22 protein-coding genes are annotated in these 23,654 nt (G+C 65.1%); 12 read left to right on the top strand and 10 right to left on the bottom strand.

Going from position 1 to position 23,654, the window contains the following annotated elements; all coding sequences use genetic code 11:
* Positions 1-152 precede the first annotated feature (152 nt).
* Entirely contained in the window at positions 153-794 is a 642-nt protein-coding gene (locus CH293_RS04640) for an MOSC domain-containing protein (protein WP_037104901.1), read from the bottom strand.
* Entirely contained in the window at positions 791-1,921 is a 1,131-nt protein-coding gene (locus tag CH293_RS04635) for a folate-binding protein YgfZ (protein WP_094719500.1), read from the bottom strand. Before CH293_RS04635 ends, CH293_RS04640 begins: the two co-directional genes overlap by 4 nt.
* 74 nt (positions 1,922-1,995) lie before the next feature.
* On the opposite strand from CH293_RS04635, the gene CH293_RS04630 reads away from it, so the two are divergent.
* The 5 genes from CH293_RS04630 to CH293_RS04610 all read left to right on the top strand — a co-directional run bounded on the left by CH293_RS04630 (position 1,996) and on the right by CH293_RS04610 (position 8,806).
* On the top strand, positions 1,996-2,874 hold the full coding sequence (locus CH293_RS04630) for an aminodeoxychorismate lyase (RefSeq protein WP_037104896.1): 879 nt from the start codon (positions 1,996-1,998) through the stop codon (positions 2,872-2,874).
* 92 nt (positions 2,875-2,966) lie between these two features.
* Positions 2,967-4,421 (top strand): cytochrome ubiquinol oxidase subunit I, encoded by a 1,455-nt coding sequence (locus tag CH293_RS04625; protein ID WP_037104893.1) that lies wholly within the window; start codon positions 2,967-2,969, stop codon positions 4,419-4,421.
* 12 nt (positions 4,422-4,433) lie between these two features.
* Positions 4,434-5,477, top strand: a complete 1,044-nt coding sequence (gene cydB, locus CH293_RS04620) for a cytochrome d ubiquinol oxidase subunit II (RefSeq protein ID WP_094719499.1) — start codon at positions 4,434-4,436, stop codon at positions 5,475-5,477.
* The gene (gene cydD / locus CH293_RS04615; protein ID WP_094719498.1) at positions 5,474-7,153 is read left to right on the top strand and encodes a thiol reductant ABC exporter subunit CydD; all 1,680 of its coding nucleotides are present in this window, start codon (positions 5,474-5,476) and stop codon (positions 7,151-7,153) included. Before cydB ends, cydD begins: the two co-directional genes overlap by 4 nt.
* Complete coding sequence (locus CH293_RS04610; RefSeq protein ID WP_094719497.1) at positions 7,154-8,806, top strand: ATP-binding cassette domain-containing protein; 1,653 nt, start codon at positions 7,154-7,156, stop codon at positions 8,804-8,806.
* 196 nt (positions 8,807-9,002) lie between these two features.
* Here CH293_RS04610 and CH293_RS04605 read toward each other — a convergent pair whose 3' ends face one another.
* Complete coding sequence (locus CH293_RS04605) at positions 9,003-9,677, bottom strand: FABP family protein (RefSeq protein ID WP_037104880.1); 675 nt, start codon at positions 9,675-9,677, stop codon at positions 9,003-9,005.
* A gap of 329 nt (positions 9,678-10,006) precedes the next feature.
* Here CH293_RS04605 and CH293_RS04600 point away from each other — a divergent pair, with 329 nt between their 5' ends.
* A complete protein-coding gene (locus CH293_RS04600) occupies positions 10,007-11,539 on the top strand; it encodes a cutinase family protein (RefSeq protein WP_094719496.1) in 1,533 nt (510 codons plus the stop codon).
* A 63-nt stretch (positions 11,540-11,602) separates the two neighbouring features.
* On the opposite strand, the gene CH293_RS04595 is transcribed toward CH293_RS04600, so the two are convergent.
* The 5 genes from CH293_RS04595 to CH293_RS04575 form a co-directional block, all read right to left on the bottom strand.
* Positions 11,603-11,908, bottom strand: coding sequence for a DUF1416 domain-containing protein (locus CH293_RS04595; RefSeq protein ID WP_037104872.1), 306 nt, complete (start codon positions 11,906-11,908; stop codon positions 11,603-11,605).
* A gap of 2 nt (positions 11,909-11,910) precedes the next feature.
* Positions 11,911-12,747, bottom strand: coding sequence for a sulfurtransferase (locus CH293_RS04590; protein WP_037104868.1), 837 nt, complete (start codon positions 12,745-12,747; stop codon positions 11,911-11,913).
* 52 nt (positions 12,748-12,799) lie between these two features.
* Positions 12,800-13,246 (bottom strand): DUF4395 domain-containing protein, encoded by a 447-nt coding sequence (locus tag CH293_RS04585; RefSeq protein ID WP_255122692.1) that lies wholly within the window; start codon positions 13,244-13,246, stop codon positions 12,800-12,802.
* A gap of 313 nt (positions 13,247-13,559) precedes the next feature.
* A complete protein-coding gene (locus CH293_RS04580) occupies positions 13,560-13,994 on the bottom strand; it encodes a thioredoxin family protein (protein WP_037104862.1) in 435 nt (144 codons plus the stop codon).
* The gene (locus tag CH293_RS04575) at positions 13,991-14,770 is read right to left on the bottom strand and encodes an LmeA family phospholipid-binding protein (RefSeq protein ID WP_037104983.1); all 780 of its coding nucleotides are present in this window, start codon (positions 14,768-14,770) and stop codon (positions 13,991-13,993) included. Before CH293_RS04575 ends, CH293_RS04580 begins: the two co-directional genes overlap by 4 nt.
* 144 nt (positions 14,771-14,914) lie before the next feature.
* Here CH293_RS04575 and CH293_RS04570 point away from each other — a divergent pair, with 144 nt between their 5' ends.
* The 6 genes from CH293_RS04570 (at position 14,915) to pstB (ending at position 20,778) form a co-directional block, all read left to right on the top strand.
* Positions 14,915-15,688, top strand: coding sequence for a response regulator transcription factor (locus CH293_RS04570; RefSeq protein WP_037104859.1), 774 nt, complete (start codon positions 14,915-14,917; stop codon positions 15,686-15,688).
* Positions 15,689-15,736: 48 nt separating this feature from the next.
* Complete coding sequence (gene mshD / locus CH293_RS04565) at positions 15,737-16,603, top strand: mycothiol synthase (protein ID WP_176458381.1); 867 nt, start codon at positions 15,737-15,739, stop codon at positions 16,601-16,603.
* A 204-nt stretch (positions 16,604-16,807) separates the two neighbouring features.
* On the top strand, positions 16,808-17,905 hold the full coding sequence (gene pstS / locus CH293_RS04560; protein WP_037104853.1) for a phosphate ABC transporter substrate-binding protein PstS: 1,098 nt from the start codon (positions 16,808-16,810) through the stop codon (positions 17,903-17,905).
* Between the two features lie 103 nt (positions 17,906-18,008).
* Positions 18,009-19,052 carry a phosphate ABC transporter permease subunit PstC gene (gene pstC / locus CH293_RS04555; protein WP_094719495.1) on the top strand — a complete coding sequence of 348 codons (1,044 nt, stop codon included), beginning with the start codon at positions 18,009-18,011 and terminating at the stop codon, positions 19,050-19,052.
* A 3-nt stretch (positions 19,053-19,055) separates the two neighbouring features.
* The gene (pstA, locus tag CH293_RS04550; RefSeq protein WP_037104847.1) at positions 19,056-19,964 is read left to right on the top strand and encodes a phosphate ABC transporter permease PstA; all 909 of its coding nucleotides are present in this window, start codon (positions 19,056-19,058) and stop codon (positions 19,962-19,964) included.
* 37 nt (positions 19,965-20,001) lie between these two features.
* Positions 20,002-20,778, top strand: coding sequence for a phosphate ABC transporter ATP-binding protein PstB (gene pstB / locus CH293_RS04545; RefSeq protein WP_037104844.1), 777 nt, complete (start codon positions 20,002-20,004; stop codon positions 20,776-20,778).
* A gap of 165 nt (positions 20,779-20,943) precedes the next feature.
* On the opposite strand, the gene phoU is transcribed toward pstB, so the two are convergent.
* Both phoU and CH293_RS04535 read right to left on the bottom strand, forming a co-directional pair.
* Positions 20,944-21,618, bottom strand: coding sequence for a phosphate signaling complex protein PhoU (phoU, locus tag CH293_RS04540; protein WP_019667345.1), 675 nt, complete (start codon positions 21,616-21,618; stop codon positions 20,944-20,946).
* Between the two features lie 73 nt (positions 21,619-21,691).
* Positions 21,692-23,605 carry an LCP family protein gene (locus CH293_RS04535; RefSeq protein WP_176459911.1) on the bottom strand — a complete coding sequence of 638 codons (1,914 nt, stop codon included), beginning with the start codon at positions 23,603-23,605 and terminating at the stop codon, positions 21,692-21,694.
* Positions 23,606-23,654: the final 49 nt, after the last annotated feature.

Below are 23,654 nucleotides of genomic sequence, written 5' to 3'. Positions count from 1 at the left end.
CCCCGTTAGATTTGGTATTTCTTCCTGGCACACACTCTAGCGCGCGAATCGCTCGGATGCTCATACGGAGTACGTGTCCGGCCTGTTTGCTTCATCTCACCGGCGTCGGCAGTGCCCGCAACCTGCGAATATGTGCTGAGTCTCGGTAAGAATCACGATTGGGTATGTTTTCGGAGCGCGAGCTTGGCGTCCCGTTCCACCTTCACCGGGAGATCGCCCCGACCGAGAAGCTCCGCCAGACCCTCGGGATTTCTGCCGAGAAACAGGTCTCGAACGGTCACGCCGTGCGACGGCACATCCTCGACCGAGATGCTCTCACCGCTTCGGAGGGCGCCCGGCGTGATCACCCGTAGATACGCCCCGACGTCGCCGCGCTCGGTGAACCGTTTGACCCAGTTGGGCTCGGCAACCCACCGAGCGAACGTCGAACACGGCTTGCGCGCAATGGTCACCTCGAGAACCACCTCACCGAGGCGCCACCGCGAACCGACCACGGCGTCGGTGACCGCGATCCCCGACGTCCGCAGATTCTCGCCGAACCACCCGGGCAAAATCTCACGCCCGAGATCGTCAGACCACCGAGCGGCCTCCGCCGAGTCGTAGGCGTAGACGGCCTGATCGCCCCCACCATGGAACTTGGTGTCCACGCTGTAGTCACCGGTCACCCCGTCGGCGTGCACCAGGACAGGATGATCGACCGGACGCTTGTCGATCGCGCTGTTCACCACACCGCGCCGGCCCATTGGAACATCCGCGTGCACGACGCACACGGCGTCGACCCGTGCAGAGGTCATCGCCCGCGAAGACGGTCGACCGCGGCGCGTCCCGCCTGGACCTCGTCGTAGGCGGGGATCGAATCCGGGTCCATCGAGGCCGCACACGGACCGGCAGTGAGCTCGGTGTCGGCGGGGACGGTCCGCTTGACCAATGCCAGTGCGACCGGGCCGAGCTCGAAGTGATCGACGACGGTGCCGAGGCGACCGACGGTGCGACCACCCGCGGTCACCACATCACCGGTGGTGGGTCTTCCGTCGGCGGAACCGTCGAGATGAAGAAGGACCAGGTGGCGAGGTGGACGACCCAGGTTGTGTACTCGAGACACGGTTTCCTGACCTCGGTAGCACCCCTTCTCGAGGTGGACGGCTCCGAGTTCGGTGACGCCGCCGATCCAGCGCACCTCGTGCGGGATGGTCTTCTCGTCGGTGTCGACGCCGACTCGAGGCCGGATCGACTCGACACGCAACGCCTCGAACGTCCACGTTCCGGCGGGGGAAGCACCGGCGTCGCGCAATCTGGTGAACCACTCGACGAGAGAGCTCCGGGGAACCAGCAGGTCGAAGGCGTTGCGGCCCGGCCACGGCATCCGGCGTACGAAACCGCCATGGGTGAGCGGGGTGGCGTCGTAGATCTCGGCAGGAACCGTGGCGCCGACGGCGGCAAGAACAGCCTCGGCTTCGGCGCCCAGCAGGCTCAGCACCGCGAGTTCGCTGCCCTCACGGGGTTCTGCCTTCGACCAGAACACCATCTTCTTCAGGAACGACAACAGATCGGACCCGTGCGCAGCTTCGGTGTCGATCCACGTGACCCCGTCCAGATCGGTTTGCACGAAGTGGTGCTCGACACGCCCGTTGACGTCGAGCGAGAGGTTCTCGGCGGAGTGCCCGTCGGCCAGATTCGACACGAGTTGACTCGAGATGGTGTTGAGCCAGGTCAGCCGCTCTTCGCCACTGATCGCGATCACGAAGCGATGGGACCGATCTATCACCGCGGCTTTGGACACCGCGTCCCGTTGTTCTCCGAACGGGTTTCCGTAATGCCACGCGACGGCACTGTCCGGCGTGTTCTCCGGGGACGGCACGGCGTCGGGGAAAGTCAGAAGAGGGCTCGGTGCGATCACAGCAGTATCCGACACGTCTTCCATAGTAGGTCGACGCGGTGACAGCGGGTCGTCGCGGGACGTGAAAACGGACATCGGGGCCCACGTAGGCTGCGTTCATGTCGGATCGCGTAGTAGTCACCTTGGACGGGCAGGTTCACGACGCGGACGCTCCGCTGCTGCATGCGGACGATCTCGCGGCCGTACGCGGCGACGGAGTGTTCGAGACGCTCCTGGTGCGCGGCGGAGCGCCGTGCGGTGTCGAACTTCACCTGGCCCGCTTGACGGCGTCGGCCGCAGCCCTCGACCTGCCGACACCGGACCTGGATTCGTGGCGCCTCGTCGTCGGCCTCGCAGTGGACGAATGGACTCGGACATCCGACGCGGAGGGTGCGTTGCGGCTGGTGCTCAGCCGCGGTCGCGAGAGCGGAGGAGAGCCGACGGGCTATGCGACGGTGGGGCCGCTGCACGAGCGGGTGACGAAAGCGCGGGACGAGGGTGTCTCGGTGGTCACGTTGAACCGCGGTTACTCGGTCGATTACGCGGCGTCCGCGCCGTGGGGGTTGCTCGGTGCCAAGACGTTGTCCTACGCGACCAACATGGCAGCACTACGGCACGCGGCGCGTCTCGGAGCCGACGACGTCATCTTCACCAGCAGCGAAGGACGAGTACTGGAAGGTCCGCGTTCCACCGTGGTGCTCGCACGCGGTAAGACTCTCGTCACACCCCCGGTGGAGCAGGGGATCCTCGCGGGAACGACGGTCGACGCCCTGTTCCAGGTGGCGTCGAGCAAGGGGTACACCTGCGAGCGCGCGAACGTCTACCCTGCCGATCTGATTGCGGCAGATGGTGTTTGGTTGATTTCGAGCATCACCCTCGCGGCCCGCGTGACGACGCTCAACGACGTCGAACTTCCGGTACCGGCCATCGCCGAGGACGTGCGTTCCATGGTCGATCTGGCGGTCGAATCGATCGGAGACTCCGCCGCCGACGCTTGAGCTACTACTACGCGTAGTAGTACTCTCGAACTCGCTGGGGCACGCCCGTAAGCAGCGGTATCTTCCCCGCGGGCCGAGAGTTCGGAGTAGCCATGGACGCCTTGGACGTCTCGAGGTGGCAGTTCGGAATCACCACCGTCTACCACTTCATCCTGGTGCCGCTCACGATCGGTCTTGCACCGATCATCGCGGCGATGCAGACCATGTGGGTCATCACCGGGAAGGACTCCTGGTACCGCCTCACCAAGTTCTTCGGCAAGCTCTTCCTCATCAACTTCGCCCTCGGCGTCGCCACCGGAATCGTGCAGGAGTTCCAATTCGGAATGAACTGGAGCGAGTACTCGCGGTTCGTCGGCGACGTCTTCGGGGCACCCCTCGCGCTCGAAGGGCTGGTCGCATTCTTCCTGGAATCGACGTTCCTCGGCCTGTGGATCTTCGGCTGGAACCGACTGCCGAAACTCGTTCACCTGGCCACCATCTGGCTCGTCGCGATCGGCGTGAACGCATCGGCCTACTTCATCATCGCTGCCAACTCCTGGATGCAGCATCCCGTCGGCGCACGCTTCAACCCCGAGACCGGTCGTGCCGAACTGACGAGCATCTGGGAGTTGATGACCAACAGCACCGCACTCGCGGCATTCCCGCACGCTGTCGCAGGCGCGTTCCTGACGGCTGCGACCTTCGTGGCAGGCATCTCGGGCTGGTGGATGGTGCGCGAGGCGCGCGGTAAGTCGAAGGGCGAGGGACGAAGCGAGAACTCGCGCAGCATGTTCCGTCCTGCGGCTCGGCTGTCCTTCGTCGTCATGATCGTCGCGGGCGGCGCACTCGCGATCACCGGAGACATCCAGGGCAAGCTGATGTTCGAGCAGCAACCCATGAAGATGGCGTCGGCAGAATCGTTGTGCGATACGGAGACCGGTGCATCGTTCTCGCTGCTGACCGTCGGAACCCACAACAACTGCGAGTCGGTGAAACACCTGATCTCGATCCCCGGCCTGACGTCGTTCCTCGCCGAGAACGATTTCGGCGCAACGGTCCAGGGGGTCAACCAGCTGCAGGAACAGTACGAGCAGCAGTTCGGACCCGGTAACTACAAGCCCAACCTGTTCGTCACCTACTGGGCATTCCGAATGATGATCGGCCTCGCCGCCGGATCGGCACTGCTTGCCCTCGCCGGCCTGTGGGTCACTCGCGGCGGAAGGGTACCGGACCAGAAATGGTTCTCGTGGCTCAGCCTCGCCGCGATTCCGACGCCGTTCCTCGCCAACAGCGCCGGTTGGATCTTCACCGAGATGGGACGCCAACCGTGGGTGGTGGCACCGAATCTGAACGGAATCGACCAGATTCGGCTGACCGTGGACCAAGGCGTGTCCGACCACCCGGTGGGTCTGGTCGTCGCCTCGCTCGTGACCTTCACGCTGCTCTACGCCGCCCTCGGATGTGTCTGGTTCTTCCTGATCAGGCGCTACGTGATCGAAGGGCCGCTCGAACACGACGAACACCCCCACGAGGACGTCGATTCCGAACAACTCTCGTTCGCGTACTAGAGGAAGACGACCATGGGACTCCAAGAATTCTGGTTCATCGCGATAGCGGTCCTGTTCACCGGATACTTCGTCCTCGAAGGCTTCGACTTCGGCGTCGGAATGCTCATGCCTCTCCTTGGCCGTCACGCCGATGCAGAGGTGGGGGAGAAGAGGCGCAGGGCTGTCCTCAACACCATCGGGCCGGTCTGGGACGGTAACGAGGTATGGCTCATCACGGCAGGCGGGGCGTTGTTCGCGGCCTTCCCGGAGTGGTACGCCACGCTCTTCGCCGGCTTCTACCTCCCGTTGCTGCTGATTCTCGTCGCGTTGATCCTGCGGATCTGCGCCATCGAGTACCGCGGCAAGATCGACGATCCGGTGTGGCGTCGGCGGTGCGACCTGGGTATCGGTATCGGATCGTGGGTGCCCGCAGTGTTGTGGGGAGTGGCGTTCGCCAATATCGTCGGCGGGGTGGCGATCGACGAGAACAAGAAGGTCACAGCCGGGCTTCTCGACCTGCTCGGTCCGTACGCGCTGCTCGGCGGCGCGACGATGGCACTGGTCTTCGCGCTCCACGGAGCAGTCTTCATTGCGCTCAAGACCTCCGGCGACGTCCACGAGGATGCCGTGAAAATTGCTGTGCGGCTGTCGATCCCAGCTCTCATCGTCGGCGGCGGATTCGCCCTGTGGACCCAACTCGCCCACGGCACGACGTGGACGTGGATTTTCGTCGGCGTCGCCGCGGCATCGTTGATCGCGGTGGTCGTACTGACTGCCAAGGTCCGCGAAGGGTGGGCGTTCGTGTTCACCACGGTGGCCGTCATCGCCGTCGTCGTGCTGCTGTTCGGGTCACTGTTCCCCAACGTCATGCCGTCGACGACGGATCCCGCCTTCAGTCTCACCGTCGAGAACGCGTCGTCGAGTCCGTACACGCTGAAGGTGATGACCTGGGCAGCAGCGTTCATGGCGCCCGTCGTGATCGGCTACCAGGCCTGGACGTACTGGGTGTTCCGCAAGCGCATTTCCACCGCTCACATTCCTGATTCGATCGGATTGTCGCTCGGTCGTTCCAAGTGAGTACGACTGCCACGGCCGGCCGCGGACCGGTTGACCCACGGCTGTGGCGCTACTCGAGATCCGCACGTCGGTACCTCGTCCTCATCGTCGTACTCGCCCTGATCGACACCGCGGCCGTCGTCGTGTCCGCGGTGATGCTCGGCACCGTCCTCGCGGGCGTCATCACCTCCTACGCCCGCGAGATGTCCGACTGGGCAGCGCAGCTGTGGATTCTTCTGGGCGCCATCGTCGTTCGCACCCTCGCGGCGTGGTTGCAAGCGCGGTACGGCCACCGTGCCGCGTCACGAGTCGTGGAGGAGATCGAGAACGAAGTCCTCGATGCGGCGTCGCACATGGATCCCCGGGACCTGGACTCCGAGCGCGAGTCGATCGCGATCGTGGTGACGCGTGCACTCGGCGGCCTCGCGCCGTACCTGACCGGATACGTGCCGTCGCTCGTGCTGGCCGCGACACTCACTCCCATCACGCTCGTGGTCATCCTCACCGAGGATCTCACGTCGGCTCTGATCATCTTCTTCACTCTCCCGCTGATCCCGATCTTCATGATCCTGATCGGATTGCTGACCAAGGGGCGAGCGGAGAAGACGCTCGAATCGATGACGAGATTGTCCGCGCAACTGCTCGATCTCGTCGCCGGCCTTCCGACGCTGCGCGCACTGGGCCGCGAGCGTGGCCCGGCGGCGAGAGTCCAAGCGCTCGGCGACGCGCACCGCCGAGCGACGATGCGGGCGCTCAAGATCGCGTTCCTGTCCTCGATGGTGTTGGAATTGCTTGCGACGCTGTGTGTTGCCCTCGTCGCCGTCAGTATCGGACTGCGACTCGTGTTCGGCGACATGGCGTTGGAGGCAGGCATCATCGCACTCGTACTCGCACCGGAGGTGTACGTGCCGTTGCGTCGCGTCGGAGCCCAGTTCCATGCCGCGGAAGACGGAGTTGCCGCCGCCGACAAAGCATTCGCGATCCTGGACCGACGTGCTCCGACCGCGCCCGGAACGGCCGTCGTCGACGCCGCGGGAACCGGAATCAGATTCGAATCGGTGTCCGCGAGGAGCGGAGCGTCCCGAGAACGCGAATCCAGGGGAACCCGGGCACCATGCCAACTGTCGGCCGACATCGCACCCGGACTCGTCACCGTGCTCGCCGGACCCAACGGTGCGGGCAAATCGACGGCGCTGAACATCCTGCTCGGGCTCACCGAGCCGTGCGAGGGCCGAGTGCTCGTCGGCGACCTGGACGCCCGCAGCCTCGACCTCCGATCGTGGTGGGATCAGATCGCCTGGCTGCCGCAGCGGCCGGTACTGGTACCGGGAACCTTGCGGGAGAACCTCGAATTCACCGGCAGCACCACCGATGTGCTGGGCGACACCGCTGCCGCACTCGGATTCGACCGAGTCCTCGCCGAGCTACCCGACGGCTGGGAGACGAAAGTCGGCACGGGCGGCGTCGGCCTGTCGCTCGGCCAACTTCAGAGACTTGCCCTGACCCGGGTCTTGTCCTCCGACAAACCCGTCCTGCTGCTCGACGAACCGACCGCGCATCTCGACGACGCAGCCGAGGCGCTCGTACTCGCGGCCCTTCGCGAGATCGCCGATCGAGGGAAGACCGTGATAGTCGTCGGGCACCGACCGTCGGTTCTGGCGTGGGCCGACGTCGTGGTGAACGTGAGGGCCGAGTAGATGTACACCGATCTCCGACGAGCACTCGCACTGTTCGAACTCCGCCCCGCGAGAGTCGCGACGAGCGTGGCCGCGGGCGTCGCGACGCTGGGCAGCGCTCTGACGCTCGCCGCCGTCTCCGCCTGGCTGATCACGCGTGCATGGCAGATGCCGCCGGTGCTCGACCTGACCGTCGCCGTCGTCGCCGTGCGAGCCCTCGGCATCTCCCGTGGCGTCTTCCGCTACCTCGAGCGCCTCGCCACGCACGACACCGCTCTGCGCGGAATGACTTCGGCACGCACCGGGCTGTACGAGCGGCTCGCCGACGGCAATGCTCGCGCAACTCTGGACCTGCGCCGCGGTGACCTGATGGCACGGGTAGGCGCCGACATCGACGCCATCGGCGACGTCGTCGTTCGCGCCCTCGTTCCGATCTGCGTGTCCGCGATACTGATGATCAGCGCAACCGTGCTGATTGCACTGATCTCACCGAGCGCAGCGCTGATCCTGTTTCTCGCACTGCTGCTCGCCGGCGTCGTCGCACCGATTCTCGCCGCACGCGCAGCCCTGATCACCGAAACCGAAGGCGTCGCCGCACGAACCGAATTCATGGACATCGCGGTACGCGCTCTCGACCACGCACCGGAACTGAGAGTCGCCGGAAAACTGACACGAACCCTCGCCGACGCCTCCGCAGCCAACCGGTCCGCGGTGACCGCCCGCGACCGCGCATCGATGCCCACCGCCGTCGCCGACGCGGCTCTTCCACTGTCCATCGGCGCATCCGTGCTCGGATCGTTGCTCGTCGGAATCTCGCTGTACGGCAGCACCGAGAGCGCGCTGACGCCCATGGCACTGGCCATCATCGTGCTGGTTCCACTGGCGGCATTCGAAGCGACATCGGTCCTGCCGGCCGCTGCGGTGACTCTGACGCGCGCGCGTCTGTCCGCGTCGCGCATCACGGCGCTGTTGGACGACGCCGACGCGCCCGAGCCTCGACGGGTGGGCACAGGCGCGGCGCTTCCGGGGCCGCACGACGCCGCCAGAATCGCCGTCGTCGGGCCGAGCGGCGTGGGCAAGACGACGCTGCTCATGGAACTGGCAGGGCTCGTCCCGTCGGACAGTGAACTGGGGGATGCAGAACTGCCGGGCGCGCGGTTCTTCGCGGAGGACGCCCACGTGTTCGAGACGTCGGTACTCGAGAATCTTCGGGTCGTCCGAGGCGACGTCGACGCCGACCAGGCACGAGCGGTGCTGACGAAGGTCGGCTTGGGGGATTGGCTGGACCAGCTCCCGGACGGCGTCGACACCACTCTCGTTGCCGGTGCTGCCTCACTGTCCGGCGGTCAGCGCCGACGGCTCCTGCTGGCGCGCGCTCTGCTGTCCGACGCGCCCGTGTTGCTGCTCGACGAGCCGACCGAACATCTCGACGACGTGTCCGGGTCCGATCTGATCCGGCGGTTGCTCGATCGCGACGGCGGCCTCGTCGACGAGGACAAAACGGTTGTTCTCGTCACGCACCAGCTGCCGCCGGACACCCGTGCGGACCAGGTCGTGGACCTCGGGCGTTCGCTGTCGGCCGAACTCGAGAAAAACCCTTTGCGAGCCTCCAAATCCGGGCGTACGTTGTCGAGTACACGAGAGAGGAGGTGGTCTGAAGTTGAAGAACTCTAGGACGCGTGAGGTGCCTGCCAGCTAGCCGCTACCGCTGACGGATTCTTCTACCGCGCGAGCGGCGAGCGAATCCACGGCAGCTACCCGGCCCCCGAGCCCTCGGTCCGTCCGACCGAGACCTGCATCAGCGCAGGTATGGCTCGGGGGCCGTTCGCATGCTCACAGTTGGTGGGGCTGGATCAGCCGATGTACTGGATCAGCCGATGTAGCGAGAAAGCCGGGCGGAGAGCCGCGGAGCGAGTTCGCCGTCGGCTCCGATGCGTTCCTCGACGTAGGCGAGGTCCGCGCCTTCGACAATGCCGTACAGGCGCTTCGCGCCGCCGACGAGCGCCCCGGACGTCGACCGGATGACGACGTCGGTGGCGAGCTCCCACGACGACTGATTGAGTGCGTGGCCGTAGTACAGCTCGACGACGCCGGTGCTGTGAGTCAGAAGCAGTTCGATGACCTCTTCGTTCTCGGTGCCCTTCTCTCCGTCGCCGCCACTGACCCGCCAGAAGCCCGTCTCGCGGAGATCGGGGTGCGCGTAGTTGCCGTCGGAGTCCAGACGCCAGGAACGAGATTCCCAACCCAGATACGCGCCACCGTCGTGGGACACGACGATCTGCTGACCGAAGGCGTACTCCTCGCCCGATTCCGGGTCACGGCCCTCGCCCTCGCCGCGCCACACACCGACGAGCGGCAGCAGTGCGAGCAGCGCGGGATTCAGATCCGGCCCCAGCCGCAGATTCGCCGTGTCCTCGGGATGCGGCAGATCCGGCAGCGTGGGGATGTTGCGCGTCGACGAGGACGCGAATTTCTCGGCTGCCTCGGCAATGGCCTCGTTGGCAGACCGGGTTTCGTCCGATTCGTCGGCGGCGCGATCACTCACGATTCGTCGGTGACCAGGCGGTAGACGACATAGAGCGAGAACGCGATGATGGCGACTGCAGCGACGGCGAGCAGTACCTCGAAGAAGATGACCACGTCGCCGAGTTTAACCCCAGCCAGGTCCACGACCGAACCGCGCCCCGACATTCGCGTCAACGCAATAGTGGCTTCTCACTGACGATCGCCGTCGGAAATGGTCCGATTCACTTCCCGTCTCTACAGATCGCGTTCTGCACGGTACGTTTCTTCCGGCGTCGGGTCGGGGGAGTATCGAGACCCGGCGCTGACGGCTGTCGAAAACGTTTCGAAGTTTTGGGGAAGGACCCGTACATGCAGCGCCGATCACGTGCTGGCTCTTGGCTGTTCACGACCGCGACAATTGCAACGGTCCTGCTGTTGGTGGTTCCCACCGCAGCCTCGGCTGCACCGGACAGCGGCTCTGTGGACAGCGGCTCTGTGGAGGACAGTGGCTCTGCGGACAGTGGTTCGTCCTCCGGATCGTCGGACGAGCCGAACATCGACCCCAACAACTACGCCCAGGATTGCCCGGACGTACTGATGCTCGCAGTGTCCGGCGCGACGGACTCCGACGCAGACCGTGACCCCCTGAACGAGGAGCCGCGGTCCCCGGCGTCGAACTGGGTGGGAAATGTCACACTTCCCGTCGGGCAGGCGAGCGCGAACAGTCCCGGCTCCGTCGGTTGGCTCTACGTCCCGTACCCGTCGACCTACGGCGTCGGCGTGCTCTCGGACGTCGACACCTACCAACAGTCCGTCGCAGAAGGCGTCGCCTCCACCAACCGACTGCTCGACCAGTACAAGACCACATGCGGCGACGACACCAAGTTCGTTCTGCTCGGCTACAGCGTCGGCGGTGAAGTCATCGAACGTGTCTCCATGGAGCTCGGTCATCGTGATCCGGCCGCGCTGGTCACCGGAGACGACATCGCAGGGGTCGTCATGATCGGTGCGCCGTACCGACCGGCGGGTGTGCCGAACTTCGACGAGCCCGGCCCGACCGACGGTGGCTTCCAGTCGCAGACCGCCAAGGACTACGGAACGCTGAACGACAAGGTGACGTGGTCGTGCCGACCGTACGATCTGGCCTGCGACGCGCCGGACAACATCGTCGCGCTGCAGTTGGCCCTCGGCATTCTGGGACAGATGCGGCTGACGATTCTCAACCCGCTGCAGACCGTCGCCGATTTCGCGCGGGCCGTGAGCTCCATCGCCACCCGCGCCATCGTGGACATCGCCACCAACAAGGATTGGCTCGAGTCCGACGAGACGCTGCTCGAAGTTCTGCTCAAGGTGTCCGATCAGCTCTACGAGGTCGACGAACAGAAGGCGTGGGAGCAGTTGACTCCCGACCAGCTTCTCGCCGATCTCAACTGGGCTCTCGGCCCCGGTGCGGACAAGGTGCGCGAGAAGCTCCGCCAGGAGGGTGAGGGCCTCGTGGAGAACAACAAGGGCATCGTCGACGTCGTCGTCGGGCCGTACATCTTCATCGGATTCCTCCAGCACCTCCTGTACTGGAACAACAACCCGGGCGACGGCCGCGAATGGGAGAGCGAGAAGATCGTCGCCTGGGTGACCGATCTGGCGCAGACCGAACGCGAACGCAAGAACACCGACGACGCACCCCCAGCGCCGGATGCCGAGCCTCTCCCCGAGGCTGCGCGTGAGCCGAATCCGCAGACGTTGCCTACCCCGGGCACCGTCACGCGCGACAGCGATCTGGGCGCGTTCCTGGAGTCGCTGAACGTGGTTCCCCCCGGAGTCTTCTCGCCGCAGTACAGCGTCGTGCCGGATCCGACGACCGAGCCGAAGACCGAGATCGTCCCCGAGACGACGCAAGGCTGACACCGCACGGAAAAGAACCCCCGCACCGATCGGTGCGGGGGTTCTTTCGGCCTACGGGAGAGATCAGACTCCGACGGTCACGTTCGCCGAATGGATGCCTGCGCCCTCCGGCGCGATGTCGGCCTGGCCGTTGCCCGACGCCGACAGTGCGCGCAGCGTCCAGTTGCCGGGAGCTGCGAAGAAACGGAAGTCTCCGGTGCCCGACGCGACAACCTCGGCGGTGAACTCACCGGTGCCGTCGAGCAGGCGCACGAACGCACCGCCCACAGGCTCCCCGTCGCCTCCGAGGACACGACCGGTGATGACGGTTTCCTTCTCGACGTCGACGCCTGCCGGAATGGCCTGGCCCTGAACGGGTGCAGCACACATGATCAGTGAACCTCCAACTCGATGGGTGCTCCGACGAGGGAGCCGTACTCTACCCAGCTGCCGTCGTAGTTCTTGACGTCCGACTTGCCGAGAAGTTCCTTCAGCACGAACCAGGTGTGGCTCGAACGCTCGCCGATGCGGCAGTAGGCGATGGTGGCCTTGCCGTCGTCGTAGCCCTTTTCCTTGTAGAGCGCCTCGAGGGCGTCGTCGTCCTTGAAGGTGCCGTCCTCGTTGGCGGTGGTGCTCCACGGGATGTTGATGGCACCGGGGACGTGGCCCCGCTGCTGCGCCTGCTCCTGCGGGAGGTGTGCGGGGGCGAGGATCTTGCCGGAGAACTCGTCGGGCGAACGCACGTCGACGAGGTTCTTGTTGCCGATCGCGTCGATGACCTCGTCGCGGAACGCGCGGATCGACAGGTCGGGAGCCTCGGCGCGGTACTGCGTCGCCTCACGGGTGACGACGTCCTTCGACAGCGGGCGGCCGTCGAGTTCCCACTTCTTGCGGCCACCGTCGATGAGCTTGACGTCCTTGTGGCCGTACAGCTTGAAGTACCAGTAGGCGTAAGCAGCGAACCAGTTGTTGTTGCCGCCGTAGAGGACGACGGTGTCGTCGTTGGAGATGCCCTTCGACGAGAGCAGATCCGAGAACTGCTCCTGGTTCAGGAAGTCGCGACGAACCGCATCCTGGAGGTCCTTGCGCCAGTCGAGCTTCACTGCGCCTTCGATGTGACCGCCGTCGTAGGCGCTTGCGTCTTCGTCGACCTCGACGAAAACGGTCTTCGGGGCGTTCAGGTTCTGCTCGGCCCAGTCGGCAGAGACCAGGACGTCGGAGCGAGCCATGGGTTTCCTTTCGATCTTGTGCGTTACTTCGGTCGGTGGAGGGGTCGAGCGATCAAGCGCGTGCGGATTGTGTCCGCAGTCGCGCTACGAGGGGATAGATCTGGCAGCCCAGGCAGAATGCGAAGGCTGCGTTCAGGAAGGCCGCGAACAGCGCGAAGCCGGTCGCGATCGTCCCGACGAGGGGAGTGCTGAGTGCGAAGCCGAGCACACCGATTGCAGCGAACAGAAAGCCGACGAGCTGGGCGAACTTCAGCGGTGCGACGGGTTCACGTTCGGTGGTCGGTCCGAGTCGCGGCGCGATGAAGTGTGCGAAAAGCGACCCGTACGGGCTCTTCCTCGGCCCGCGTGCCGCGCCGATCGCGAACACGACGGCCTGAACCGCCAGGATCACCGCAGCAACGGTGCTCTGGAAGGTGGAGAGAATCAGAACGAGTACGAGAACTGCCGTGGTGATCCACGCTGCGAAGCGTGGCCCCCGGACGTCGACCTGGTCGACCACGGGCGAGGAAGCTGTGGACGGGGGAGATTCTGGGGACGGGGGAGATTCTGGGGACGATGGAGATTCTGTGGACAACGGTGCTCCTGCGTGCTGGGCTGATGACAGAAAACTGCATGGGCGCGGCGAACACGAAGGATTCGCCGACGATCTCGAACCGGATGGATGCGCGGCCACGAGGCCGGCGGTGAGATCAGTGGCAGCGACAGCAACAACCGCCCAGTCGGCACAGATCGACCGTGCGGCGACTGGTGAGCATCAGCTCGTGGGCGGTGAACACACCGAGCATCCTACCGGACGTCGCGGACCAGCAGAACTACAGGTTCTCGAGGGCCGAACGGAGGGCGTCGGCCTTCGGAACCCCGGAAATCCTGGCTCGTTCCACCAGGTCGGCGTCGAGCACGAACGTCGTCGGCAGAGACAGGACGCCCATTTCCTTCGCGAGGACCGGGTGAGCGTCGATGTCGACCTCGAGCTCCTGGGGTCCGTTCTGTGCCGTTGCTCCGTCGGTCGACCCGTCGATCACCTGGCCCACGACCCGGCGGACGGCAGCACACGGGCCGCACCACTCCGCCGAGAAGTGCAGAACCGTCGACGTACCCGGAACGGCTCCGGCGTCGAGAAGCAGGGTTCGGCGACCGGCCGAACCTTCCGAGTCGGTGACGCGCACCGTGCCGGACCGAGACCGGAGAACCAGTCCGACAATCGTGGCGACGACGAGTGTCACCACGAGAATTGTGATTCCGGTCATGGCTTCTCGATCTGCTCGAGATCGATGGTCACGTCCTTCGCATTGCCCTCGATCACGATCTGCGAACCCTCCGCGTAGACATCGGTCGGGAGAATCCCGAACGGCAGCGTCTGCCGGTCGATGGTCTTGGTGAAGAGCCCGAGCACCGCAGGCTTCGCGAAGTCCGGAATGCTGAAATCGGCGTTCCCCTCCGGGCCGAAGTAGAAGTCGCTCGCAACGATGTCGACACTGTCACCGTCGAGGATGAGGTCCGCTTGGACGGCGACCTTGGTCTCGACCGGGCCGACGGGGACCGTGCCGGTCAGGACGACGCCGCCGTTCGTGGTCATACCGGAGCCGCCGGACCCGCCCGTGCCGTCGGACTTGTCCGCGGGGGGAGCGGAAACCTGCAGGTCGACGATACCGAGGAACCGTCCGAGGTCGGTTGCCTCGATGCGCACTCGGCCGTCGAGTTCGTCGACGGGCACTGCTCCCACCGACCCGTCGACGAGGTCGGAGAGGGGTACCGCGACGCCGCGGAGGTTGGCCTCGATGGTCGTCGAGTCCACGTAGTCGGTCGGTACGTCCTGAGCGCGGATCTCCACGTTCTGATACTTGCCGTCGGCGGCCTGGGTCAGGAACGGGAATCCGTGGACGATCACCTGCGGGTCGGAGGTCAGATCTCCGCCGTCGCGAATTGCGCGTGAGACGCGGTACTCGGAGTACGCGGCCGCTCCGAAGTCCACGACGACGGCAAGTGCCAGCAGGCTCACGAGTCCGATGATCAGTTTGCGCATGACGCCCATTGTGACCGATGCCCGCCGGGGCTTTCGGGGACGGCGGCACGCGACAGGTGTCGGACGGGTTAGTCTTGTTGCCTGAACAAGGACTCGACCTCGGCGAAGGAGTCTTTGAGTGACAGCGGTAAGAATGGAGGCTGAATGGAGCTCTTGCTTCTGACCTCCGATCCGAACCCGGAGGCCGTACTGCCGTCTCTGGCATTGTTGGCCCACCACGTGCGGCCCGCTCCGACCGAGGTCTCCTCGCTGCTCGAGGCCGGTTCCGCGGACATCGCGCTGGTGGATGCCCGTACCGACCTGGCAGCGGCGCGCGGACTGTGCCGGTTGCTCGGCAGCACGGGCTCCGCGATTCCGGTCGTCGCAGTCCTCACCGAAGGCGGCCTCGTCGCGGTCAACTCCGAGTGGGGTCTCGACGACATCCTGCTTCCCGGCACCGGCCCCGCGGAGATCGACGCGCGGTTGCGGCTCCTCGTGGGTAGGTCGGGCGGCGTCGCGAGTCCCGAGGCATCGGGCAAGATCACACTGGGTGAGCTCGTCATCGACGAAGGCACCTACACGGCCCGGTTGCGCGGTCGGCCGCTGGACCTCACCTACAAGGAATTCGAGCTCCTCAAGTACCTGGCCCAGCATGCGGGACGCGTCTTCACCCGTGCCCAGCTGCTCCAGGAAGTGTGGGGGTACGACTTCTTCGGTGGCACCAGAACCGTCGACGTCCACGTCCGGCGCCTGCGGGCCAAGCTGGGAAGCGAGTACGAGTCGCTCATCGGCACCGTCCGCAACGTCGGGTACAAGGCCGTGCGACCCAGCCGTAGCTCCAAGGGAGGTCCGGCGACCCCCGACGGCGACGACGACAACGATTCGGACAGCGTCGAGTTCAGTTCCCTGGGCGGCGCGACAAACGGAAGTACGAACTGACCGACGATGACTCTCTCGATCGATATCGCTCGCATCGATTCCGCGGAGATGGCGCCAGACGTCGTCGACGAGATCCGGGCGATCGCCGCACGCGCAACCGAGGTCGACGGCACGGCGCCGCTGTCCGAGCAGGCACTGAAATCCGTCGGATCCGGTGACGACACGACTCATCTGATCGCGACGGGCGGTTCACGCGTCGTCGGGTACGCGGGCACCGCTGCCGGATCGCCCACGATGACCGAGATCGTCGTGGATCCGGAGTTCCGCACTCGCGGAATCGGAACACGTTTGATCGACCGATCCTTCGCCGACGGTGGGGCCGGGGCCCGGATCTGGGCGCACGGAAACATCGATGCCGCACGGGCACTGGCGTCGACGCTCGGGTTGTCGGTCGCTCGCGAGTTGCTTCAGCTCAGGCGTCCGCTCGCCGAGCCTGCGTTGCCGGATGTCATTGTGCCGGACAATGTTTCGCTTCGGACCTACCGAGGGCATCAGGACGACGCGGAACTGCTTCGCGTGAACAACGCGGCGTTCTCCTGGCACCCCGAGCAAGGTGGATGGACCGAGAAGGACATCGCCGAACGGCGTGACGAGGCGTGGTTCGATCCTGCCGGGGTGTTTCTCGCGTTCGAAGAAGGAACCGATACCCTCCTCGGATTTCATTGGACCAAGGTCCACCCGGCCGAGGCCGGGGAGAACGAGATCGGCGAGGTCTACGTCGTCGGTATCGACCCCGAGGCGCAAGGTCGGGGGCTCGGCCGAGTGTTGACGCTCGCTGGGTTGCACTACCTGCGCGGCAGGGACCTGCAGGACGTGCTTCTGTACGTCGAATCGGACAATGCAGCAGCCGTGCACACGTACGAACGACTGGGTTTCACGCGTTTTCATACCGACGTCGCCTACTCGCGTCCGTAGAACCGGACATACAGCCCACTCTGTTCATCTTCCGTTAACCAACCCGGGGGTAGCCGTCCACCGGCGGCCCTTACCTTTTCCAGCGGGCGGCGCCGACGCCGCCCGGTGCGAGGGTCGACAAACGGGCCGGCACCTTGATCCTCGTGACACGCACGATCCCGGTGCTGACACGAGACACGGCACAAGATTCCCCGGAGGAAACAGGTGAAGCTCAAGCGCAGCGCGTCTCTCGTAGGCGCAGTGGCGATCGGCGCCATGCTGCTGACCGCATGTGGCAGTGACGCGAACGTCGAATCTGCTGCGGGCACGGACTCGGCAGCAACGTGTGAGGGCAAGACCCCTCTGACCGGTGAAGGATCGTCCGCTCAGCAGAACGCGATGTCGAACTTCACGTCCATCTACTCCGGTGTCTGCGCCGGGCAGGCTGTCGAGTACACGACCAGTGGTTCCGGCAACGGCCGTACCCAGTTCGTCGCCGGCCTCGTCGACTTCGCCGGCTCCGACTCGACCATCAAGGACGAGCAGGCAGCCGCAGCGGCCGAGCGTTGCCAGGGCAACCCGGCATGGAACCTCCCGCTGGTCTTCGGCCCCATCGCCGTTGCCTACAACGTCGACGGCGTCGACAACCTCGTCGTCAGCCCCGACGTAGCCGCACGCATCTTCACCGGCCAGATCACCACCTGGAACGATCCGGCGATCGCTGCACTGAACGAGGGTGCAACCCTGCCGTCCACTCCGATCACCCCGATCTACCGCTCCGATTCCTCGGGCACCAGCGACAACTTCCAGCGCTTCCTCTCCGCAGCTGCACCCGAGGCATGGACCCTCGATCACAGCTCGGATTGGGCCGGTGGCGTCGGTGAAGGTGCCAACGGATCCTCGGGCGTCGCTCAGGCCGTCGCCGCTACCCCCGGTTCCATCACCTACGTCGAGAAGGGCTTCGCGGACCAGGAAAGCCTCGGCACCGCAGCTGTCGACTTCGGCAACGGACCCGTCGAGCTGTCCAGCGAGACCGCAGGCGCAGCAATCGACACCGCCGAGTTCTCCGGTGAAGGCAACGACCTCGCGATCGACATCGACGCCCTCTATGCGTCGAACGCAGCGGACAGCTACCCGCTGGTTCTCGCCACGTACGAAATCGTCTGCTCCGCCGGCTACGACGCCGACACCTCCGCAGCAGTCAAGTCGTTCCTGCTGAGCGCAGCGAACGAAGGCCAGCAGGGCCTCGAGGAAGCCGGCTACGTCCCGCTGCCCGAGTCCTTCAAGGAGCGCCTCGAGACCGCGATCAACGCGATCGCCTGATTCAATTGAGACGAGACCCCGCTTCGGGCGCCGCGAGCAACAGCCGCGGCGCCCGGGTGGGACTCCCGTCTCTCTAAGCCATCAAACGAGAGACGTGAGCGGTATGAGCGACACCCACTCGATCACCGGCGAACCATCTGCGGCGAGCATTTCCGCGGGCGGCGTGCCGCGGAACACGGAAGAACCCAAGCAATTGCCCGACAAAAAAGCCAAGGGCGGCACCGTCACGCGCCCAGGTGACCGGATCTTCTCCACCCTCGCCACGGGCTCGGGTGTCTTCGTCATCGTTCTCATCGCAGCCATCGGCGTGTTTCTGCTGTGGCGCGCGATCCCGTCGTTGCAGAACAACACGGTCAACTTCCTGACCTACAACGGTCAGTGGAACACCTCGGACACCTCTGCGATGGTCTTCGGTATTCGCGACCTGTTCCTGGTGACCGCGACTGTGTCGATCTTCGCGCTGATCCTGGCCATGCCCGTGGCTCTGGGGATCGCAATCTATCTCACCAACTACGCGCCGAAGAAGGTCGCCGGGCCGCTCGGCTACGTCATCGACCTGCTCGCCGCGGTTCCCTCGATCGTGTTCGGCCTCTGGGGCCTCTACGTGCTCGCTCCCGCCATCAGCCCGTTCGCGGAATGGCTGAACGAGAACCTGAGCTGGTTCCCACTGTTCTCCACCGGCTCGGTGTCCATCGCGGGCGGCGGCACCATCTTCACCGGCGGCATCGTGCTGGCAGTGATGATCCTGCCGATCATCGCCGCGGTGACCCGCGAGGTGTTCGTACAGACCCCGCGCGGACAGATCGAGGCTGCACTCGCCCTCGGCGCCACCCGCTGGGAAGTCGTTCGCACCACAGTCATCCCGTTCGGCAAGTCCGGCTTCGTGTCCGGCTCCATGCTCGGCCTCGGCCGCGCCCTCGGTGAGACCATCGCCCTGTACATCATCATCCGCAGCGTCCAGTCGAGCTTCGGATGGACGTTGTTCGACGGTGGCAGCACCTTCGCGACCAAGATTGCCCTTGCCGCAGGCGAGTTCAACAATCAGCTGCAGGCAGGCGCCTACATCGCCGCAGGCCTCGTGCTCTTCGTGCTCACCTTCGTGGTCAACGCAGGCGCTCGCGCCGCGATCGCAGGAAAGAAGGACTAGGCCATGACCGCAACCATGGATCGCCCGGTCAAGGAACCCACGTTCAAGGGCGTCAGTGCGCGTCGGAAGTTCTCCAACGGCGCTGCCACCGTCCTCGTCAGCCTGGCGGTCCTCGTCGCGCTCGTACCGCTGGTCTGGGTTTTGTACACGGTGATCTCGCGCGGGCTCTCCGCCGTTGTCGCGCCGGCGTGGTGGCAGAACTCCCAGGCGGGCATCACCCAGTTCATCGCAGGTGGCGGTGCGTATCACGCCATCGTCGGAACGCTGACGCAAGGCTTGTTCTGTGCCTTGATCTCCATCCCCATCGGTGTCTTCGTCGCGATCTACCTCGTCGAGTACGGCGTCGGAACTCGGTTGGCTCGCCTGACCACCTTCATGGTCGACATCCTCACCGGTGTCCCGTCCATCGTCGCCGCCCTGTTCATCTACGCACTGTGGATCGCCACGTTCGGCTTCGAACGGTCCGGCCTTGCTGTGTCGTTCGCCCTCGTCCTGCTGATGATTCCCGTCATCGTGCGGTCGTCCGAGGAGATGCTCCGCATCGTTCCGCAGGACCTGCGTGAGGCGTCCTACGCACTCGGTGTCCCCAAGTGGAAGACCATCGCCAAGATCGTCGTCCCGACGGCACTGTCCGGCATCGTCACCGGCATCATGCTCGCCCTGGCCCGCGTCATGGGAGAGACCGCACCGGTGCTGATCCTCGTGGGATCCGCCACGGCGATCAACTTCAACCTGTTCTCCGGGCCGCAGACGTCACTGCCGCTCATGATGGTCGACCTGCAGAAAGCAGGAACCGGCGCGCTCACCTCCGAGCGCATGTGGGGAGCAGCCTTGACGCTGATCCTGATCATTGCCCTGCTCAACATCGGCGCAAAGCTGGTCTCGAAGTTCTTCTCGCCGAAGAACGTCTGACCGTCGCACGCCCACCCCGAAACTTCAGGAGCCGACCATGGCAAAACGTCTCGACCTCAAAGACGTGAACATCTACTACGGCAAATTCCACGCCGTGCAGAACGTCACCCTCGCAGTCCCGCCGCGCGGCGTCACCGCCTTCATCGGTCCGTCCGGCTGCGGTAAGTCGACAGTCCTCCGCTCGCTCAACCGCATGCACGAGGTCACCCCCGGCGCACGCGTCGAGGGCTCCGTTCTGCTCGACGGCGAGGACATCTACGGCGCAGGCGTCGACCCCGTCGGTGTGCGACGCACCATCGGCATGGTCTTCCAGCGTCCCAACCCGTTCCCGACGATGTCCATCCGCGACAACGTCGTCGCCGGCCTCAAACTGCAGGGCGGCAAGAGCAAGAAGGAGCTCGACGAAATCGCCGAGCGTTCCCTCAAGGGAGCGAACCTCTGGAACGAGGTCAAGGATCGGCTCGACAAGCCGGGCGGCGGACTCTCCGGCGGCCAGCAGCAGCGACTGTGCATTGCCCGCGCCATCGCCGTCCAGCCCGACGTGCTGCTGATGGACGAGCCCTGCTCGGCCCTCGACCCGATCTCCACCCTCGCCATCGAGGACCTCATCGGTGAGCTCAAGAAAGACTTCACCATCGTCATCGTGACGCACAACATGCAGCAGGCCGCACGCGTCAGCGACCAGACCGGATTCTTCAACCTCGAAGCCACCGGTAAGCCCGGCCAGCTCATCGAAATCGACGACACCGAGAAGATCTTCTCCAACCCGACCCAGAAAGCCACCGAGGACTACATCTCCGGACGCTTCGGATAACCCGCACCACGACGAAACCCCCGACTGCCTTGGGTAGTCGGGGGTTTTCTCGTTGCGCGTGGACGTCGGAAGCGAGTTCGACCGGGGTGTGTGGAGCGAATGTGCCGTGCGGTCACTCAGACTGACCAGACAGCACATTCGCTCCTGAGGTAGACAGAAGAACGATCAGGAGTTGCTGAGCTTGGGAGCGTTCAGGTCGACAGGCAGTTCACCGGTCACCAGGAAGATCACGCGGCGCCCGACCTCGACGGCGTGGTCGGCGAAGCGCTCGTAGAACCGGCCGAGGAGCGTCACGTCGACGGCTGCGGCCACGCCGTGCTGCCATTCGCGGTCCATGAGGACGGTGAAGAGGTGGCGGTGGAGATCATCCATGGCCTCGTCTTCTTCACGCAGCTTGGCGGCGCGTTCCGGGTCGCGGGTTTCGAGCACCTCGCGGGCGGATGCGCCGAGCTGAACTGCGATACGTCCCATTTCGGCGAAGTAGCCGTTGACTTCTTCGGGAAGGGCGTGGGCGGGGTGGCGTCGACGCGTGATCTTGGCGACGTGCAGGGCGAGGGCGCCCATGCGGTCGATGTCGGCGACGATCTGGATTCCGGAGACCACCGAACGCAGATCACCGGCGACCGGTGCCTGCAGAGCGAGCAGGGAGAACGCTTTTTCCTCGCATACCGCGCTGAGGTCGGTGATCTTGTCGTGATCGGAGATGACTTGTTCGGCGAGAACGAGGTCGGCTTGGAGGAGGGATTGGGTGGCCTTGTCCATGGCGGAGCCGGCCAGGGTGGCCATCTCGCCGAGGGTATCGGCCAAATCGTTCATCTGTTCGTTGTAGGCGACGCGCATAAGGCGCAAGTTTAGTGCGTCACACAGATCCATTCATGGTCCACCGGGTGAACGGGGCATGAATGGATTCGCGCTATGCGCAGGTGTCGTCGGCAGCGTTGGTGAAAGCGAGGTTCTCGGGCAGCGCCGGAGCTTCGGTGCTGCCCTCGACCTGGGTGGCTTCGATCGGCTGTCCGAAGACGGTCGGCGCGGTGGTGTAGCCGGGGTAGTCGGCGCCGAGGACGACCTCGACTACACTGTCCAGCCCAGCGGACTGTTCGATGACGGCACCGGGAATGGCGGAGGCAACGGTAGCTGCCTCCGATTCCTGACCGGGCGAGAAACGTACGACGGTCTGCGCGGCGGATCCGACGAAGTTGCCGACGTCGAGGATCTGGAAGCCGTACGACGCGAGCTCGCTCGACGCAGTGGCTGCCATACCGGCGGTGTCCGATGCATTGGAGACCTGCACGGAGACGGTTGCCGGGTCGACAGCGAGTGTGGGGACCGTCGGCTCCGCGGGGGATTCGGGAGCGGGCGTCGGTTCGACGCGCTCCTCGCCGGGGAGGGGGAGGTCGTCGATGATCGCTCGGAAGAGGGCTGCGATGGCGCTGTCGACGGGGATTTCGTTGCCCCACTCGTTGGTGCCGTCCGTCGGGAGCGTGAGGAACGTGACGGCGCCTGCGTCGACGTTCTGCAGCGAACGGCCGAGTGTGATGAGGTCCTGGGTCTTGACGTTCTCGACGAAGGTGTCGCGGGTGAACGCGCTGACGAAGCCGTTGAGCTTGCCGGGATCGAGAAGCACCTGGTTGGAGAGCGCGGACCTCAGCAGTGACGACAGGAATCGCTGCTGGCGTTTGATACGCCCGTAGTCGCCGTTGCCCTCGGTGTCGACGTGCCGCGCACGGACGTAGTTCAGCGCAGTCCTGCCGTCGATCCTCTGTTCTCCGACATTGGGGAGGACGGTGCCCAGCTCGTAGTCGACGAGTGGTTGTGCCGTGCACACGTCGACTCCACCGATTTCGTCGACCATCGACTCGAAGCCGGCGAAGTCCATACCGACGAAGTGGCCGATTCTCAGGCCCGAGATCTTCTGAATTGTCTTCACGAGGCACTTCGGACCGCCGAGTGCATAGGTGGCGTTGAGCTTGTCTCCGTCGGCAGCCGGGTACATCTCACCGGTGTAGCTGTTGGTGTCGTTGTCGAACGCTTCGCATTCGGGGCGTTCGACGTCGAGGTCACGAGGAAAGGACACGGCGACGACGCGGCTTCGGTCGGCCGGGATGTTGACCAGCATCACGGTGTCCGATCGGGCGCCCTCGGCGTCGTCGACGGTTCCTGCACCGATCTCGCCGCTGGCACCGGCCCTGGTGTCGGTTCCCACGATCAGGTAGGTCTCGTCGCCGTACTGCCCGTCGGCGTCGACGACGTCGGTGGAGTTCGGGTCCAGCGCGGCAACTTGTGCGAATCCGCGGTCGGTGCTGCGGAGATAGCCCCAGACGACACCGGTCAGTGCCACGGACAGAATGGCGATGATCGAGACCACGCCTCGAGCCATGTTCTGCATGCGCTTGCGGCGGCGCACCTTGCTCATCGCGAGACGGGTCAGCGCGGGGCGAGACTCGGCGGGTACACCGACTGCTTCCGGGAGCGCGGTCACCGGGGGAGGCGTGCTGTCGGTGATCGGATCGATCTTCTCGGTAGGGGCCTCGACGTCGGGCTCTCGCCGAGCGCGTTCTCCGGTCGACGCCCTCGGTTCTCGCGGGGCCGGTCGCTCGTCCTCGGAACCGCGATCCATGAGTTCGGCAACGGACACGGCATCCGGCTTGGAAGGTGGCTTCTTACCGAATCTCTTCAGCAGACCGCCGTTCGATTCCTGCTCCTGCTCCTGCTCCGGCTCACGCTCGGGTTCCGGAGGCCTCGGCGCGGCGGAAGGCCGAACGGACTCGGAGTCGGGGTTGTGGATCCGCGAGATCGGTCGTTCCCACGGCGCGCGACCGTCGGACATGGAAGAGCCCGAATCTCGATCGTCACCCACGGATTCGAACCTGACCTTC

The sequence above is a fragment of the Rhodococcus sp. 14-2470-1b genome, assembly GCF_002259415.1.
Lineage (GTDB): Bacteria > Actinomycetota > Actinomycetes > Mycobacteriales > Mycobacteriaceae > Rhodococcoides.
This window is presented reverse-complemented; position numbering and strand designations above follow the sequence as displayed.